This window comes from Pseudomonas donghuensis (genome assembly GCF_000696345.2).
Classification (GTDB): Bacteria; Pseudomonadota; Gammaproteobacteria; order Pseudomonadales; family Pseudomonadaceae; genus Aquipseudomonas; species Aquipseudomonas donghuensis.
This window is the reverse complement of the sequence record NZ_CP071706.1, coordinates 1,575,010-1,591,107: the sequence shown is the minus strand read 5'-3', so window position 1 is coordinate 1,591,107 and position 16,098 is coordinate 1,575,010. Positions and strand designations below refer to the sequence as shown.

At 64.8% G+C, this 16,098-nt stretch carries 20 protein-coding genes; 7 read left to right on the top strand and 13 right to left on the bottom strand.

Going from position 1 to position 16,098, the window contains the following annotated elements:
* Nucleotides 1-71 precede the first annotated feature (71 nt).
* From BV82_RS07310 to BV82_RS07295, 4 genes are read right to left on the bottom strand one after another with little or no spacing between them, the layout of a single operon-like run.
* Nucleotides 72-992 carry a 5-oxoprolinase subunit C family protein gene (locus tag BV82_RS07310; RefSeq protein ID WP_036994188.1) on the bottom strand — a complete coding sequence of 307 codons (921 nt, stop codon included), beginning with the start codon at nt 990-992 and terminating at the stop codon, nt 72-74.
* The gene (pxpB, locus tag BV82_RS07305) at nt 989-1,693 is read right to left on the bottom strand and encodes a 5-oxoprolinase subunit PxpB (RefSeq protein WP_036994186.1); all 705 of its coding nucleotides are present in this window, start codon (nt 1,691-1,693) and stop codon (nt 989-991) included. Before pxpB ends, BV82_RS07310 begins: the two co-directional genes overlap by 4 nt.
* Nucleotides 1,690-2,442: a 5-oxoprolinase subunit PxpA gene (locus tag BV82_RS07300; RefSeq protein WP_036994185.1), complete on the bottom strand. Its 753-nt coding sequence runs from the start codon at nt 2,440-2,442 to the stop codon at nt 1,690-1,692. The genes pxpB and BV82_RS07300 overlap by 4 nt, the downstream gene beginning before the upstream one ends.
* 25 nt (nt 2,443-2,467) lie before the next feature.
* On the bottom strand, nt 2,468-3,754 hold the full coding sequence (locus BV82_RS07295; RefSeq protein WP_010223116.1) for an MFS transporter: 1,287 nt from the start codon (nt 3,752-3,754) through the stop codon (nt 2,468-2,470).
* Between the two features lie 142 nt (nt 3,755-3,896).
* Between BV82_RS07295 and BV82_RS07290 the strand changes: the two genes are divergently transcribed.
* Nucleotides 3,897-4,808 carry a LysR family transcriptional regulator gene (locus tag BV82_RS07290; protein ID WP_036994183.1) on the top strand — a complete coding sequence of 304 codons (912 nt, stop codon included), beginning with the start codon at nt 3,897-3,899 and terminating at the stop codon, nt 4,806-4,808.
* Here BV82_RS07290 and BV82_RS07285 read toward each other — a convergent pair.
* From BV82_RS07285 to BV82_RS07275, 3 genes are read right to left on the bottom strand one after another with little or no spacing between them, the layout of a single operon-like run.
* Nucleotides 4,805-5,326 (bottom strand): DUF2937 family protein, encoded by a 522-nt coding sequence (locus tag BV82_RS07285; protein WP_036994182.1) that lies wholly within the window; start codon nt 5,324-5,326, stop codon nt 4,805-4,807. The genes BV82_RS07290 and BV82_RS07285 overlap by 4 nt on opposite strands.
* Before the next feature lie 11 nt (nt 5,327-5,337).
* Nucleotides 5,338-6,114, bottom strand: a complete 777-nt coding sequence (locus BV82_RS07280; RefSeq protein ID WP_010223119.1) for a class II glutamine amidotransferase — start codon at nt 6,112-6,114, stop codon at nt 5,338-5,340.
* Nucleotides 6,115-6,136: 22 nt separating this feature from the next.
* Complete coding sequence (locus BV82_RS07275) at nt 6,137-6,628, bottom strand: hypothetical protein (RefSeq protein WP_010223120.1); 492 nt, start codon at nt 6,626-6,628, stop codon at nt 6,137-6,139.
* An 84-nt stretch (nt 6,629-6,712) separates the two neighbouring features.
* On the opposite strand from BV82_RS07275, the gene BV82_RS07270 reads away from it, so the two are divergent.
* Both BV82_RS07270 and BV82_RS07265 read left to right on the top strand, forming a co-directional pair.
* Nucleotides 6,713-8,764, top strand: a complete 2,052-nt coding sequence (locus BV82_RS07270; protein WP_036994180.1) for a S9 family peptidase — start codon at nt 6,713-6,715, stop codon at nt 8,762-8,764.
* Nucleotides 8,765-8,901: 137 nt separating this feature from the next.
* Nucleotides 8,902-9,375, top strand: coding sequence for a cyclic nucleotide-binding domain-containing protein (locus BV82_RS07265; protein ID WP_010223122.1), 474 nt, complete (start codon nt 8,902-8,904; stop codon nt 9,373-9,375).
* On the opposite strand, the gene BV82_RS07260 is transcribed toward BV82_RS07265, so the two are convergent.
* Nucleotides 9,372-9,644, bottom strand: a complete 273-nt coding sequence (locus BV82_RS07260; RefSeq protein ID WP_010223123.1) for a hypothetical protein — start codon at nt 9,642-9,644, stop codon at nt 9,372-9,374. The genes BV82_RS07265 and BV82_RS07260 overlap by 4 nt on opposite strands.
* Nucleotides 9,645-9,770: 126 nt before the next feature.
* Between BV82_RS07260 and BV82_RS07255 the strand changes: the two genes are divergently transcribed.
* From BV82_RS07255 to BV82_RS07245, 3 genes are all read left to right on the top strand, one after another.
* Entirely contained in the window at nt 9,771-10,142 is a 372-nt protein-coding gene (locus BV82_RS07255) for a YajD family HNH nuclease (RefSeq protein WP_010223124.1), read from the top strand.
* Between the two features lie 72 nt (nt 10,143-10,214).
* Entirely contained in the window at nt 10,215-10,685 is a 471-nt protein-coding gene (locus BV82_RS07250; protein ID WP_010223125.1) for an RNA methyltransferase, read from the top strand.
* 66 nt (nt 10,686-10,751) lie between these two features.
* Complete coding sequence (locus BV82_RS07245; RefSeq protein ID WP_010223126.1) at nt 10,752-11,117, top strand: YgaP family membrane protein; 366 nt, start codon at nt 10,752-10,754, stop codon at nt 11,115-11,117.
* On the opposite strand, the gene BV82_RS07240 is transcribed toward BV82_RS07245, so the two are convergent.
* Both BV82_RS07240 and BV82_RS07235 read right to left on the bottom strand, forming a co-directional pair.
* On the bottom strand, nt 11,114-12,328 hold the full coding sequence (locus BV82_RS07240) for a hypothetical protein (RefSeq protein ID WP_036994290.1): 1,215 nt from the start codon (nt 12,326-12,328) through the stop codon (nt 11,114-11,116). The two genes, BV82_RS07245 and BV82_RS07240, sit on opposite strands and share 4 nt — an antisense overlap.
* Before the next feature lie 56 nt (nt 12,329-12,384).
* Nucleotides 12,385-12,834, bottom strand: coding sequence for a YcgN family cysteine cluster protein (locus BV82_RS07235; RefSeq protein WP_010223128.1), 450 nt, complete (start codon nt 12,832-12,834; stop codon nt 12,385-12,387).
* 148 nt (nt 12,835-12,982) lie between these two features.
* Between BV82_RS07235 and BV82_RS07230 the strand changes: the two genes are divergently transcribed.
* Nucleotides 12,983-13,576 carry a nitroreductase family protein gene (locus tag BV82_RS07230; protein ID WP_010223129.1) on the top strand — a complete coding sequence of 198 codons (594 nt, stop codon included), beginning with the start codon at nt 12,983-12,985 and terminating at the stop codon, nt 13,574-13,576.
* 91 nt (nt 13,577-13,667) lie between these two features.
* On the opposite strand, the gene BV82_RS07225 is transcribed toward BV82_RS07230, so the two are convergent.
* The 3 genes from BV82_RS07225 to rnd all read right to left on the bottom strand — a co-directional run bounded on the left by BV82_RS07225 (nt 13,668) and on the right by rnd (nt 16,088).
* Nucleotides 13,668-14,600 (bottom strand): D-2-hydroxyacid dehydrogenase, encoded by a 933-nt coding sequence (locus tag BV82_RS07225; RefSeq protein ID WP_010223130.1) that lies wholly within the window; start codon nt 14,598-14,600, stop codon nt 13,668-13,670.
* Nucleotides 14,601-14,664: 64 nt separating this feature from the next.
* Nucleotides 14,665-14,958: a YcgL domain-containing protein gene (locus tag BV82_RS07220; protein ID WP_010223131.1), complete on the bottom strand. Its 294-nt coding sequence runs from the start codon at nt 14,956-14,958 to the stop codon at nt 14,665-14,667.
* Nucleotides 14,955-16,088 (bottom strand): ribonuclease D, encoded by a 1,134-nt coding sequence (rnd, locus tag BV82_RS07215; RefSeq protein ID WP_036994177.1) that lies wholly within the window; start codon nt 16,086-16,088, stop codon nt 14,955-14,957. The genes BV82_RS07220 and rnd overlap by 4 nt, the downstream gene beginning before the upstream one ends.
* Nucleotides 16,089-16,098 lie beyond the last annotated feature (10 nt).

Below are 16,098 nucleotides of genomic sequence, written 5' to 3'. Positions count from 1 at the left end.
GCCGGCAAGGCCGGCTCCCACAGAGGTTTGCATTCACCTGTGGGAGCTGGCTTGCCAGCGATGAGGCCCGCTCAGCCAACAAACCTCTCAAGAAATGCCCGCTGCTCAAGCCACGCCATCTCCTGCACCACCGGCCGGAACCGTACCACGTGCCCCGGCAGCATCTGCGCCATTCTCGCCAGCGCCAGCGGCGTCAACGCCCCCAAGCGCGGATAACCACCAATGGTCTGCCGGTCATTGAGCAGCACGATTGGCTGGCCATCCGGCGGCACCTGCACCGCGCCCAACGGGATACCCTCGGAGACCATCGCCGGGCCCTGGTACTGCAAGGCCGGCCCCAACAGGCGGATGCCCATGCGATCAGCGCGGCTGTCGAGGGTCCAGTCGCGGTTGAAGACCTCGAACAGGCTCAGGCCGCTAAAATCGCCGATCTGCGCGCCGAGCAACAGATCAAGCGGCGCCCTGTCGGTAAAGTCCGGCCACAACGCCTCCGGCACTTCTTTGAGCGCTTTCGCCACGCCGGCATATTCCAGCGGTTGCCCCTTGGCCAGCGGCGAGCCCAAACCATCCAGCCCGCCGAGCTCTTCACGCACCACGCTGGCACAACTGCCCAGCACCTGCGGCGCCTTGAACCCGCCCGGCGCGGCGATGTATGCGCGGGCCCCGTGCAACGGCGAGTTCAAACGCAGGCGCTGGCCCTTGCTCATGCTGAAACTGCGCCAGGGCTTGAGCGGCTGGCCATCGAGGCGTGCGTCGAGGTCGGCGCCGGCCAGGGCCAGGCAGCAGTCCTGCTCGGCAATCAGGCTGAAACCACCGAGGGTGACCTCGACCACCGCAGCCTCGGGCGCGTTGCCCAGCAGCCAGTTGGCCCAGCGCATCGACACCCAGTCCAGCGCCCCGCCCTGAGTCACACCCAGGTGGCGCACGCCAAAGCGCCCGGCATCCTGCAACAGGCACAGCGGCGTGCTGGCCTCGATCGACAACCGGCTCATGCCTGTGCCTCCAGCGGCGTATCGTCGCCGCCCAGGTTAAGGAAGGTCGCACGCTCAACCGCCACGAAGCGCACCCGGTCACCCGGCTGCAGCAGGCTGTAGCCCTCGCGCTGACGGTCAAAGAGTTTGCTCGGGGTGCGCCCGATCAGGTTCCAGCCGCCAGGAGAAACCGCTGGATAAGCGGCGGTCTGCCGCTCGGCAATCCCCACGCTGCCGGCCGCCACGCGTTTGCGCGGGGTGGCCAGGCGCGGCGCGGCCAGTGCCTCTTCGACCAGGCCCATGAAGGCGAAGCCGGGGACAAAGCCAAGGGCGAAGACCTGGTACTCACGCTCGCTGTGACGGCGAATGATGTCTGCCAGCGAGGTCTGGCAACGCTCGGCCAATAATTTCAGTTCCGGGCCGACGCTCAGGTCGTACCACACCGGGATCTCATGCTCACGACCGCCGCTGCCAGCGTCCGCTTGCAGGTCGCTGAGCGCTTCGCGGATGCAGGCCTGAGCCTCGGCTGGCGACATCTGGAGCAAGTCGAACTGCACCATCAGCGTGGTATAGGACGGCACCAGATCAACCAGACATTCGGCAAACGCGCTGCGCAAGCGCTGGCTGGCGGCGAGCATCCACGGCATGTTGCTTTCGTCGATGCGATCGAACAGGCGCACCATCAGGCAGTCGATGGCTACCACTTCAATACGGTAGTTCATGGCACCGCCTGGGCATCGAGGGCCTGACGGATCTGCCGGACGGCAGCAATCGAGCTGTCGTTGTCACCATGCACGCACAAGGTATCGGCCTGCAGCAGCAGCGCGCTGCCATCGCTGGCAATCAGCGGCTCGCCCCGGGCCAAGCGCAAAGCCTGTTCGACGATCAGCGCCGGATCGTGATGCACCGCCCCCGGCAAGCGCCGCGACACCAGGTGGCCGCTGGCGTCATAGGCGCGGTCGGCAAAAGCCTCGAACCACAGGGTCACGCCGTACTCATCACCCAGGGCCTGGGCCGCGCTGTTGTCGGCGGTGGCCATCAGCATCAGCGGCAGTTGCCGGTCATAGGCGGCCACAGCTTCCAGCACGGCACGCAGCTTGAGCGGGTCGGCCATCATGTCGTTGTACAGCGCGCCGTGGGGTTTGACGTAGGCAACCTGCGTCCCCTGGGTGCGGCAAATGCCGTCCAGGGCGCCGATCTGGTAATGCAGCAGGTCGCGAATCTCTTCGGCACTGCAGGCCATGGAGCGACGGCCGAAGCCGACCAGGTCCTGGTAGGCCGGGTGGGCGCCGATGCGCACCTGGTTGGCCACGGCCAGGGCCACGGTCTTGCGCATGATCCCGGGGTCGCCGGCGTGGAAGCCGCAGGCGATGTTGGCGCAATCAACATTGGGCATGACCTGGGCGTCCAGGCCCATGGTCCAGCTGCCAAAACTTTCACCCATATCGCAATTCAGTAACAGGCGGCTCACGAGTGATACTCCTTCAGGCTCGGCCTTAACGGGCTTCAAGTTGTTTGCCGCGGGTTTCCGGCAGGCTCAGTGCTGCCAGAATTACCACTCCGTAGGACACTGCGGCAAATCCGCCGATACCCAGGCCCAGCGGAATCTTCTGGCTGAGCAAACCGATCAGCAGCGGGAAGAACGCCGCCAGGGCGCGGCCGATGTTGTAGCAAAAGCCCTGGCCCGAGCCGCGGATGCGGGTGGGGAACAGTTCGGTAAGAAACGCGCCCATGCCGCTGAAGATCCCCGAGGCGAAGAAGCCCAGGGGGAAGCCCAGCCAGAGCATCACGCCGTCACTGACCGGCATCTGGGTGTAAAGCAGGACAATGATGAACGAGCCGACGGCGAACAGGATGAAGTTCTTTTTCCGGCCCAACAGGTCGGTCAGGTAGGCACTGATCACGTAGCCGATGTAGGAGCCGAAGATCACCATCGCCAGGTAGCCGCCGGTACCCAGCACGCTCAGGCCCCGTTCGTTCTTGAGAAAGGTCGGCAGCCACGAGGTGATGGCGTAGTAACCGCCCAGGGCGCCGGTGGTCAGCAACGAAGCGCGAATAGTGGTGAAGAGCATGCCCGGAGCGAAGATCTCATAAAAATGCGAAGGTGCTTCGGTTTTCTCGGCGGCCCTGGCCTGCTGGTAGATCTCCGGGTCCTTGACCAGGCGCCGGACAAAAATCACGAACACCGCCGGTACGATGCCCAGCAGGAACAGCGCACGCCAGGCGTCTTCCGGCGGCAACAGCGAGAACAGCACGGCATACAGGATCGCCGTCAGCCCCCAGCCAATGGCCCAGCCGGACTGCACCATGCCGACCGCCTTGCCACGGTCCTGGGCGCGGATCACCTCGCCGATCAGCACTGCGCCGGCCGTCCACTCACCGCCAAAGCCAAAGCCCATCAGGGTACGGGCGATCAGCAGTTGTTCGTAGTTCTGGGCAAAGCCGCAGAGGAAGGTAAAAAATGCAAACCACAACACCGTCAGTTGCAGGGTGCGCACGCGGCCGATGCGGTCGGAGAGAATGCCGGCGATCCAGCCGCCCAGGGCCGAGGCGATCAGGGTGCTGGTGTGAATCAGCCCGGCCTCGGCGGTGGTGATGCCCCACAGGGCGATCAGGGTGGGGATGACGAAGCTGAGCATCTGCGTGTCCATGCCATCCAGGCCGTAGCCGATCTTGCAGCTCCAGAAGGTCCGGCGTTCCTGCTTGTTGATGTTGCGGTACCAGTCGAATGGTCCCGCCACTGACCTGGGTTTGACCTGTTGCTGCACGCCCGATGGGTTCATGGTTGCCTCAGCTTGTTGGTATTGTTTTAACGACGACAGCATATGTCGCGGCCTGAGGATCATTTTTCGACGGGCGCAGGTTGTCGTCCAACGAGAAAAACCAGCTGTCTGGCATAAGAAAAACTTGATCAGTGAGCGCGCCATGAACCTCAAATTCCTCGAAACCTTCGTCTGGGTGGCCCGGCTCAAGAGCTTTCGCCTGACCGCCGAAAAGCTCTTCACCACCCAGGCGTCGATCTCCAGCCGTATCGCGGCGCTGGAGGCCGACCTCGGGGTCAGGTTGCTGTTGCGCGACTCACGCGGCGTGAGCCTGACCCCGGAAGGCAGCAAGGTGCTGGAATACGCCGAACAGATGCTCGACACCGCCAAGGCCCTCAAACAATCGCTGGACAGCGACCGGGCCAAGGTCGGGCGCATTCGCATCGGCGTGATGGACACGGTGATCCACACCTGGATGAGCCCGCTGGTGTCGGAGCTGATGGAGCGCTACCCGCAGGTGGAAATCGAACTGATCGCCGATACCGCGCTTAACTTGCGCGAACAGCTGCAAAAAGGCTTTCTCGATGTGATTCTGCAAACCGACCTGTTGCGCCAGGAATCGATCCGCAGCCTGGACCTGGCGCGCTATCCCATGGGCTGGATCGTCGCCCGCCAGTCGATCTACAACCGCGACTACGCCTCGCTGGCGGACCTGGCCCGCGAGCGCATCGTCACCTTCTCGAAGAACTCGCGTCCGCACCAGGAAGTGCTCAGCCTGCTACAGGCCGAAGGCGTCGGCGCGCCACGGCTGAACTGCGTGAATTCGGTGGCGGCGATTACCCGCTTGCTGCGTGACGGCTTTGGCATCGGCGCCCTGCCGCCAGCGCTGGTCAGCGAAGAACTGGCCCGTGGCGAACTGATCCTGTTGCCGCTGGCCCAGCAACCACCGAGCCTGGAGCTGGTGGTGGCCTGGCAGACCGGTGTCGAGCTGGTCGATGAGGTGGTGCAACTGTGCCGCAACGTGCTGGAGCGCTACGCCCGCGATGCCGGGCCGCAGCGCATCGTGCTGGTTTAGCGCCAGCTCTCCTGCACCGCCTTGCGCCGCCCGCCAAGTGCGACCCAGCCAAGCAACAGCAGCAGGCTTTCGACCACCAGCGCCAACACCAGCGCGCAGCTCAGGCCCCAGGCCAGGGCCTCGGGGTTGAGGAGGATCTGGTAGCGGTAGCCGTTGAGGGTTTCTTCGCGCAGTTGCGGGTTGGCGGTGACCAGCACATGCCAGGTTTTCGCCAGCCACGGGCCTTGCAGAATCTGCCATTCCTGCTCGAACTGGCGGTTGCGGATCAACAGGCTTTCGATGCTGTTGGCATCGCTGGTGAACACCGGGTCGTCGCTGCTGCGGTAATGGCCCAGCAGCGCCTGCAGGTCGCCGTTGAAAAAGCGTTTGGCGGTGTCTTCAAAGCCCTTGAGGCCTTCGCGCGATTCGAGCAGGTGCGCCTCGACCCGCTGGCCATAATCGACGATATAGCCCGGCACTTGCAGGCCAACCAGTAAACCGCAGGTAAACAACAGCAAGCGCAGGTAACTTCTGAACATGGGGCTGATCCTTAGCTGGCCTGACCTTCGGCGATGCACTCGCCACGGCGCCACAAGGCCCACTGGCCAGGCGCGTAGCGGTGCCAGGTTTCGTTCTCGGTGAGGGCCTCGGTGGCGATCACCGTGACCACATCGTTAGGGGTGGTTTCAGCCTGGAAGTCGACGATCATGTCGACGTCCTTCAGCCGTGCCGGGCCGAACGGCGCACGGCGGGTTATGTGCACCAGCTTGGTCGAGCAGAAGCAGAACAGCCAGTCGCCATCGCTGAACAGGCAGTTGAACACGCCCTTGCCACGGTATTCGGCGCAGGCCGCGACCAGTACCGGCAGCAGTTGCTCGACCTCAACCGGCTCGGGGAAGGCTTCGCGCACACGGTTGAGCAGGTCGCAGAACGCCGCTTCGCTGTCAGTGTCGCCGATCGGTCGGTAGAAGCTCGCCTGGCCCTTGAACTCACCGAGCTGGCCGTTGTGCGCAAAGCACCAGTTGCGGCCCCACAGCTCGCGTACGAACGGATGGGTGTTGGACAGGCTGACCTTGCCGACATTGGCCTGGCGAATGTGGCCGATCACCACCTCGCTCTTGATCGGGTAGCGTTGCACCAGGTTGGCGACTTCCGACTCGCAGCTCGCCGCCGGGTCCTGGAACAGGCGCAGGCCACGGCCTTCGTAGAAGGCGATGCCCCAGCCGTCACGGTGCGGGCCGGTGCGCCCGCCACGCTGCATCAGCCCGGTGAAGCTGAAAACGATGTCGGTCGGCACATTGGCGCTCATGCCCAGTAGTTCACACATGCTTGGCTGCTCCGGGCAAATCCTACAGACGCGGCTCGACCCGCGTGCCGCTGCCGCCCAGCGGCGCTGCAGGTGGCGGGTTACGGTAGCGGTCGCTGCGGTCGGCGGCGAACGGCTCATCGCTCACAGGCTCCTGGGCTTCACGCTGGGCGGCCGCTTCGGCCTGCTCACGGCGGGCCTTGGCGCGCCGCTCCAGCGGCCAGCGGATGAACACGAACAGTGCATACAAGGCGAACGCGATCATGCCGTACATGGCCAGGTCGGCTGCGGCGCGCAGGGCGTTGTTGCCGACCTTGAACAGGGTATCGAGGGCGGCAATGGCGATGGCCGGGGCGAATTTTTCCTTGACCGGGTCGACGATGGTCGGGGTCAGCAGCAGTACCGCCATCAGTACCCGCAGCGGTTCACGCAGCCAGCGCCACATCCAGCCAGTCAGGCGAAAGCCCACCAGCAGGCATCCCAAGGCGGCAAGGGCATAGAGGCCCCAGGCGAGCAGATAGTCGTTCTCGGTCATGGTGTCCGTGGCAAGCTAGGCAAATAGACGCTTATGATAAACACTTTTCCGCGCGCAGGCGCCCCCCAGCCAAGAGAACCCCGCATGTCCGCAGACGCCACCGCTCCCCGTGCCCCGATTGCCCACAAGGCCGAAGGTGCCGATCCCTATGCCTGGCTGCAGCAACGCGACACCCCCGAGGTGCTGGCTTACCTGAACGCCGAGAACGCCTATCAGCAAGCGCAACTGGCCGATCAGGCGCCGCTGCGCGAACAGCTGTTCGAAGAGATCAAGGCGCGCATCCTTGAAACCGACTTGTCGCTGCCTTCGCCCTGGGGCCCGTACCTGTACTACACCCGCACCACCGCCGGTGACGAGTACGCCCGCCATTACCGCTGCCCGCGCCCGGCCGATGATGCCAATACCGTCGATGAAGCGCGCGAGGAGCTGCTGCTCGACCCCAATGCGTTGGCCAAGGGCGGCTTCCTGTCCATGGGCGCCTTCAGCATCAGCCCCGACCACCAGCGCCTGGCCTACAGCCTGGACACCACGGGCGACGAGATCTACACCCTGTACGTCAAGGACCTGGCCAGCGGCGCCATCGAGCAACTGCCGTTCGAGGACTGCGACGGCAGCATGACCTGGGCCAACGACAACCAGACGTTGTTCTTCGCCGAACTGGACGACACCCACCGCCCGCACAAGTTGCTGCGCCACCGCCTGGGCAGCGCCAGTGTCGAAGCAGTCTATGAAGAAACCGACGGTCGTTTCTTCTTGCACTGCTACCGCGCCAGCTCCGAGCGCCAATTGATCCTGCTGCTCAACAGCAAGACCACCAGCGAAGCCTGGGTGCTCGATGCCGAACACCCCGAGCAGGCCTTTACCTGCCTGGCGCCCCGGGTCGAGGGCCATGAGTACTACCCTGACCACGGCCAGCTCGAAGGCCAGTGGCGCTGGTTCATCCGCAGCAACCAGGACGGCATCAACTTCGCCCTGTACCAGGCTGTTGCCGACGTAGTGCCCACCCGCGAGCAATGGCAACTGTTGGTGGCCCATCGCGACACGGTGATGCTCGAGGGCCTGACCCTCAACGCCAGCGCCCTGAGCCTGAGCCTGCGCGAAGGCGGCCTGCCGATCATCGAGGTGCACCCGCAGGGCTTGCCGGCCTACCGCGTGGAGCTGCCGGACGCCGCCTACAGCCTGTACGTACAGGACAGCCTGGAGTTCGTCAGCACGCGCATCCGCCTGCGTTACCAGTCGCTCAACCGCCCGGCCCAGGTGCGCCAGCTGGAGCTGGCCAACGGCGCCCAGCAAGTGCTCAAGGAAACCCCGGTGCTCGGCCCGTTCGACCCGGACGCCTATGTCAGCCAGCGCCTGTGGGCAACCGCCGCCGATGGCACCCAGGTACCGATCAGCCTGGTGCAGCGCCGTGCCGACGTTGGCAAGCCGGTGCCGCTGTACCTGTACGGTTACGGCGCCTACGGCGAAAGCCTCGATCCGTGGTTCTCCCACGCCCGCCTGAGCCTGCTCGAGCGCGGCGTGGCCTTTGCCATTGCCCACGTGCGCGGCGGCGGTGAACTGGGTGAAGCCTGGTACCACGCCGGCAAGCAGGCGCACAAGCACAACACCTTCGGCGACTTCATCGCCTGTGCCGAACACCTGATCGCCCAGGGCGTGACCGGCGCCGAGCAGTTGGCGATCAGCGGCGGCAGCGCCGGTGGCCTGCTGATCGGCGCGGTGCTCAACCAGCGCCCGGAGCTGTTCAAGGCCGCAATTGCCGAAGTGCCGTTCGTCGATGTGCTCAACACCATGCTCGACCCCGAGCTGCCGCTGACCGTCACCGAATACGACGAGTGGGGCAACCCCGAAGAGCCCGAGGTGTATGAGCGGATCAAGGCCTACGCCCCCTATGAGAACGTCCGTGCCCAGGCCTACCCTGCCCTGCTGGTGGTTGCCGGTTACAACGACAGCCGCGTGCAGTATTGGGAAGCGGCCAAGTGGGTAGCGCGGCTGCGGGTGACCAAGACCGACGACAATCTGTTGCTGCTCAAGACCGAAATGGGGGCCGGCCACGGCGGCATGAGCGGGCGCTACCAGGGGCTGCGCGACGTGGCGCTGGAGTACGCGTTCGTATTTAACGTGCTGGGCGTGGTGTAAATCGGAAAATTTGTTGTCTGATCAAGCGAATCGCCGGCCAGGCCGGCTGCCACAAATCCTGTGGGAGCTGGCCTTGCCAGCGATGGGCTGCGCAGCAGCCCCAGAACAGACACCACAAAACTAAAAGAACGACGCAAATGCCTGAACCCACCCACCTCAACAACGAAATCCGCGACATGCTCATGGACTGCGGCCTGTTCGACCAGTTGCTGCCCGGCGACTTCCAGGCCGCCGCCGGCTACTTCAGCATCAGCAACATGAGCGAAGGCACCCAGATTTTTCGCGAAGGCGATGCCGGCACCTTCATGTGCATCATCCATCACGGCGTAGTTTCAGTGCGCAAGACCGACGCCGAGCAGCGCCAGGTGGAAATCGCCACCCTGCGCAAGGGCCGCGCCTTCGGCGAAATGGCCGTACTCGACGGTGAACGGCGCTCGGCCAGCTGCATTGCCGCCAGCGACTGCCAGTTGCTCAACCTGGGCAAGGACTCGCTGGAAAAGATGCTCAACGACGCCCCGAAGATCGCCGCCAAGATCATCCGCGCCCTGGCTGTGGCCCTGTCCCGGCGCTTGCGCATGCAGGACGGTCAGCGCCTGGCCCAGCAGGTCTAGTCGCCCTTGGCCTTGCTGTTGTCCGGGTTCAAACCAGGCAATGGCTGATCCTTGGGCGGGTTGGGCACCGGCATCGGCGGCAGCAATGGCGCGCCCGGTTGCGCATCACCGGCGCGCGGCGGCGTACTCGGCGTCACCTGCGGATACGGCGTTGGCGTCGCCGTGCCCGGCGCACCCGGCACCGGGGTGATCAGCCGTGGCTGCAAATCAGCGGCCATGGCAGGTTGCAGGCTGGCACAGATCAATACCGCAATGATCGCGTAACGCATGCACAGGCTCCTTGAGGGTCCTGGCTACAGGCTACTCCCACCGCGCACGGTTTGCCTGTCCGAATTGCCCGCCATCGGGCTAAACTTCAAGGCATAACCGTAACAAGCCCGAGAAAAGGTAATCCCATGAGTTCGTCATCCTCTGCCGCCGCCACCGCACGGCTAGACCGCATCCTCGCCGACGCCAAGCGCGACAAGGAAATGGGCTACCGTGACAAGGCCCTGCGCATGTACCCGCACGTGTGTGGCCGCTGCGCCCGCGAGTTCGCCGGCAAGCGCCTGAGCGAGCTGACCGTGCACCACCGTGACCACAACCACGACAACAACCCCCAGGACGGCTCCAACTGGGAGCTGCTGTGCCTGTACTGTCACGACAACGAACACGCCCGCTACACCGACCAGCAGTACTTCAGCGAAGGCTCGACCAGCAGCCCGACCATCGCCAAGGCCACCCACAACCCGTTCGCGGGCCTGGCCGGCATGCTGAAAAAGGACTGACTGCCCAAGCGCGCCCCCACAGGTGCCGGCAAGCCCGTATAATCGCGTCTTTTTTGCGAAGGGCCCCGGCACGTGGCGAACAAACGGTACAGCTGCATTGGTCTGTTCAACCCCAAGTCAGCAGAGAACGTAGGTTCGGTGATGCGCGCTGCGGGTTGCTACGGCGTCAACTCGGTGTTCTACACCGGCAAGCGCTATGAGCGCGCCCGCGACTTCGTCACCGACACCAAGCGTGTGCACTACGACATCCCGCTGATCGGCATCGACGACCTGCAGAAGATCATCCCCCTGGGCTGCACGCCGGTGGCGGTGGAGCTGGTCGACGGCGCCCGGCCGCTGCCCGAGTACACCCACCCGGACCGCGCGATCTATATCTTCGGCCCTGAAGACGGCTCCCTCGACCCGAGCGTGCGTGCCTGGTGCGAAGAGACCATCTACATCCCGACCAACGGTTGCATGAACCTGGCCGCCACCGTCAACGTGGTGCTCTATGACCGCCTGGCCAAAGGCCTGAACACCCGCTCCGGGCCGAAGTTCAAGTAACTCGACTGAACAGCCCGGCCTGCCCGGCGGTCTGCTGTAGACCATCGCCCCTACTGGAGAATGACCATGTCCGAGAAACAGACGCTTATCCCGGCCAACTCAGCGCAGATGGCCAGTGAACATAACGTCCACGGCTGGGAACGCGCAGGTTCCGTCGCCACCGGGGTAATCATGGTCGGCAAGGGCCTGCGCCGTGGTGGCTTGCTGGGGATGATTCAGGTGGCGGTCGGCGGGGTTGCCCTGGCCCGTGGCATTACCGGCCACAGCTCGGTGAAAAGCCTGATCGAGCGCGGCCGCAGCGATCTGGACAACCTCCGCGCCAAGGTCGAACGCAGCGGTGCCGAGCTGCAAGCACTCAAGGCCAACGCCGCAGCCGCCCCCCGTGGCACCACGGTGACCGGCAACGACGCCCTGAAAGACCCCAGGCCTTAACGCAACAGCGGGCTCTGCAGCACCTCGGAGGATTTGCCCAGCACGCTTTCGCTGAGCTGGATGAACTCCGCGGTGCTAACGCTGTTCAGGCGCATCATCGCCCGGGTGACATCATCCAGTGAACGCTGGTTGTGGGTGTGCAGGCGGATTTCCTGGTCCAGCGCCCGCAACAGCAGCACGCCACGGGCGATCACCGCGCTGTCGACCTGCTCGCCGCGCAAACTGCTGACCTTCTTGCCACTGCGCTCAAGGCTCGCCTGCTGGGCCTGATAGCGCTCCTCGGTCATGCCACCGGCACGGCGCAGCAGTTCGCTGGCGTAATACTCGGCCAGGCTCTCGCCAATCCAGTCGCTGTCCTCGCGGTCGTTGATCTGCGCAAACACATGCACCAGTTCGCGCAGCACCGGGCTTGAGCCGTTCTCGCCAACCAGCGGGCGGCTGCTGTGCAGGTAAATGGAGTGATGCCCGGCGCGGGCGCCACGCCACAGCTCATCCCGGGCGCCGACCAGCAACAGCTTGGGCGGATTGCGCGGGAACACCGCCTGCAGCTGCGGCCAGACAAAGGTCAGCAAGGTCAGGTTGTCCAGGCGGCGCATGGCCTGGCCTTGCGGCGCGGCGACGCTGACGTCGGTTTCGCCCAGGCGCGCGCGACGGGTACCGATGGTGCCGGCGAGCATCCAGCCGGTCGGGCGGTCGAACAGCCGCGAGACGTTGTCGATGCGAAAACGGTGCTTGCCAATGCGCGGCCACGGCGTCTCGACGCTTTTCCAGCCCTTGGGCAGCTCGAAACTCAGGCGCGCCACCAGTTCGGTACCGTCGTGCTGGTCCAGGCGCGCCGGCGGCACCAGGTCGTCACCGCGAAACAGCGCCCAGCCCGGGGTCATGCGGGTTTCATAGGCGCCGCCCTTGAGCCGCTGGCTCAGGCGCACCTTATAGCTCAGCTGGCTCTTGCCTGGCGCCGGTTGCCAGTGGCCGCGCTGATCGCCGCCCTGCAACTGCCATTGGCCGTCGGCCTTGAAGTCGCTGTAGGCGCCGTCCTTGCCCAGGTCGAAGTCCAGGCTGCGCACGCTGGCGCCGTCTGCCAGGGTCAGGCGCACTTCGGCCTGCTCGCTTTGTGGCAGCAAGCGCACGTGGTAATCCAGATCGACTTTTTTCGCCCAGGCCGGCGAACTGGCCAGCAGGCCCAGCACCAGCCACCCATGGCAACGCACACGCATACAGAAACTCCTCGTTCCCCCAAACGCGATCCCCGACAAGCCTCTGCAGCTCAACCGGCGCGGAAAATCAGATAGTCTTCCCAGTCGTCCTCATCGACGCTGTCTTCGCTGAGCATGCGCCCGGATTGTGAAATCCGTTGCTTGTGCACCTGCTCACGGTCACCACACACCAGGTGGTGCCAGTCGGGCAGGTCCTTGCCCTCGCTGACCAGGCGGTAGCCGCAAGTGGTGGGCAGCCATTTGAACTGATCGGCCTTGCCCGGCGTCAGCTGGATGCAGTCAGGCACGATCTGCATCCGCTTCGGGTAGTTGCTGCACTGGCAGGTCTTCATGTCCAGAAGTTTGCAGGCGATACGCGTGTAATAGACGCTGTTGTCGTCTTCATCTTCAAGCTTTTGCAGGCAGCACAAGCCACAGCCGTCACACAGCGACTCCCACTCCTGCGGGTCGAGTTGCTCGAGGGTTTTACGCATCCAGAATGGAGCGGCGTTGGCAGTCATGTAGCGGGTGTCCTGTTTCAATTCGTGCGCGGCGGCGCGGCGGCGCCAGTCTAGGGCCTGTCACCGGCCATTGCCAGACCGCTTGTCAGCGCTCATATGACACAGTAGTTTGACCAGCGGTCACCACCCCAACCCTCAGGAACTCAAGATGAGTGCAAATCCTCGCGTTGCCGATCACGCCATCAACGAACAGTTCATCCAGCGCTGGTCGCCGCGCGCCTTCACCGGCGAGCCGATCGACCAGGCCACCCTGCTGAGCTTCCTTGAAGCCGCACGCTGGGCCCCTTCGGCCTACAACTCGCAGCCCTGGCGCTTTCTCTACGCCCGCCGCGACACGCCGAACTGGGAACGCTTCCTCGGCTTGCTCAACGAATTCAACCGCAGTTGGGCCCAGCACGCTTCGGCGCTGGTGATCATCATGTCCAAGACCACCTTCACCGCGCCTGGTGCCAGCGAAGAAACCCCGGCGTTGTGGCACACCTTCGACACCGGCTCGGCCTGGGGCCACCTGGCGTTGCAGGCCAGCCTGAGCGGCTGGCACACCCACGGCATGGCCGGTTTCGACCAGGAACTGACCCGCAGGGAGCTGAAGATTCCTGAAGGCTATGCCCTGCACGCGGCGGTGGCGATCGGCAAGCTGGGCGACAAGTCGACCCTCGCTGAAGGCCTGCAGGCGCGGGAAGTGCCAAGCCCGCGGCGGCCATTGAGCGAGTTGGCGGCGGAGGGTGATTTCAGCCTTTGATTTTCAGGGCTGCTCTGCAGCCCATCGCTGGCAAGGCCAGCTCCCACAGGGTCAGCGGTGCCTACAAAACCTGTGGGAGCCGGCGACGCTTTTAATAGCCGCGCTGAAAGTCCACTTCCCCGCGTAACGCTTCACCCGCCTGATACGCTCGCAGATTCTCGACAAACACGCGCACCATCGCCGCCGGCGAGGTCGGTGCCGAGCTGTGCCCGGTCAACAGCAAGCCCCAGGCGGTCCAGAACGGATGGCGCTGGGGCAACGGTTCCTGGCGGCAGACATCGATCACCGCGCCGGCCAGATGGCCCTTCTTCAAGGCTTCGACCAGGTCGGCATCGACCACCGCGACGCCGCGCCCGGCATTGATGAACAAGGCCTCGGGGTTGAAGCGCTGGAACAGCGCGGCGTCATACAGGTCATGGGTCGCCGGGGTGTCGGGCAGCAGGTTGATGACATAATCGACCTGCCCGACCAGACGGCCAAGGTCCTCAAGGCCTGCCACTTCGATAAACGGCGCCTGCTCGCGCGCTTGGCTGGCAATGCCGTACAACTGTACGCCAAACGGCAGCAGGAACTCCGCCACCCGCTGACCGATATCGCCGGTGCCGACGATCAGCGCCCGGCGCCCTTCCAGGCTGCGCCCGGGGCGGTCATCCCACTTGCGCTCGACCTGGCTGACCAGCCGTGCCAGCACCTCGCGCTCGTGGCCAAGCATGTAGGTAAGCACGTACTCGGCCATGACCTGGCCAAAGATCCCCACCGCCCGGGTCAGGCGATAATTGCGCTGCAGGCCGTCAGCCAGCAACGGCGTGATCCCGGCCCAGGTCGATTGCAACCACTGGGGCTGATGGCCCTGGCGCAACAAGGTCGCCAAGAGGTCCGGCTGGCCCAGCCATACCGGGCTGTCAGCGGCCAGCCGCGCAAGTTCCGCCGAGTCGCCACTGTTCAGGACCTCCAGGTCCGGTGCCGCTTCGCGCAACAGGCGAGCGTAGAGGGCATGATCCTGTTCAGCGATCAAAACACGCATGTTCATAACAACCTTGGGTAACGGCGAAAGCCGCCAGGGGCTGGCGGCGTATCAGATAGGGAGGTCAGACCGGATCGTTGCGGCGCAGCAGCTCTTCGGGCAGGTGCTCGATGTACTCGTCCTCGGCGGGCGGCATCTGCAGGTGGTAACCCTGCTGCTCGAGGTTTTCCAGAACCTTGGCGATATCTTCGCGGGCCAGCTTGCGCTCCGGGCTCAGCACCAGGTCGAAGGCATGCACTGGGGTACCGAAGAACGGCAGCAGGCCTTCGGGCACACGCTCCAGGCCGTCAGCCTTGAGCACGTACAGATACATTTCGTTCTTGCGGGGGCTCTTGTAGATCGAGCAGATACGTTTCATGAAGGGTCTCCGGCGCCCGCCAGGCAATCGAGCAGCGCCTGCCCCATGCGCTCACGGCGCCAGCCGCGCAGCGACTCGGGGAGTTGATAGGGTCCGTTGGGGTAACCGCTCTTGAGCAGCAGTTCCAGGGGTTTCTTGCGCAGCATCAGCTCGGGGGCGATGCTCAGGCGTTCGGCCTCGGCCTGGCCGATGGCGCGCAGTTGCTTGAGCAGCGCCGAGGCTTCGATCGGCAGCGGCTCGGGCACCGCTGGCGGCCATTGCTCCGGCGGCAGGCTGGCAGCCTGCTTGATCAGGCCGAGCAGGAACTCGCCATCCTGACGGATGGTGCGCGGGTGCATGTCTTCGATCTTGGCCAGCGCCGACAGCGAATCCGGCTGGGTGCGGGCCATGGGCCACAAGGCGTTTTCGCGGACGATGCGGTTACGCGGCAGGTCGCGGGCACGGGCTTCGCGTTCGCGCCAGGCGCACAGCTCGCGCAGTACCGCCAGTTGCGCGCGCGACAGCTTCCAGGCCAGCTTGGCCTCGCGGTACAGCTCGTACGGGTCGGTTTCGCGGCGCAACTGGGCAACCAGCTCGGCACCGTCCTCGAGGACCCAGGCGTGTTTGTCGGCGGACAGCTGCGGGCGCAGGCGCTCGTACAGTTCGGCCAGGTGCACGGCGTCTTCGGCAGCGTAGCTGACCTGGGTTTCCGACAACGGGCGTTGCAGCCAGTCGGAACGGGTTTCGCCCTTGGGCAGGTCGATGCCGAGCACCTCCTGAACCAGGCGCGAATAGCCCATGGAGAAACCCAGGTTGAGGTAACCGGCGGCCAGCTGGGTGTCGAACAATGGCGCCGGCAGGCTGCCGGTCAGGCGCGACAGCACTTCGAGGTCTTCGCTGCAGGCATGCAGGACCTTGATCACCTGCGGATCTTCAAGCAGTCCGGCCAGCGGCTGCCAGTCGCCGATCCGCAGCGGGTCGATCAGGTAGGCCCGCGCCCCGTCACCGACCTGGATCAAACCGGCTTTCGGATAGAAGGTATCGACCCGCATGAACTCGGTGTCGAGTGCCACGAAGGGCAGCGTGCGCCACTGCTGGCAATGCTCTGCCAGGCTGCGGTCGTCACAAATCCAGTGAATATCGATGGCCACAAGGCTCTCC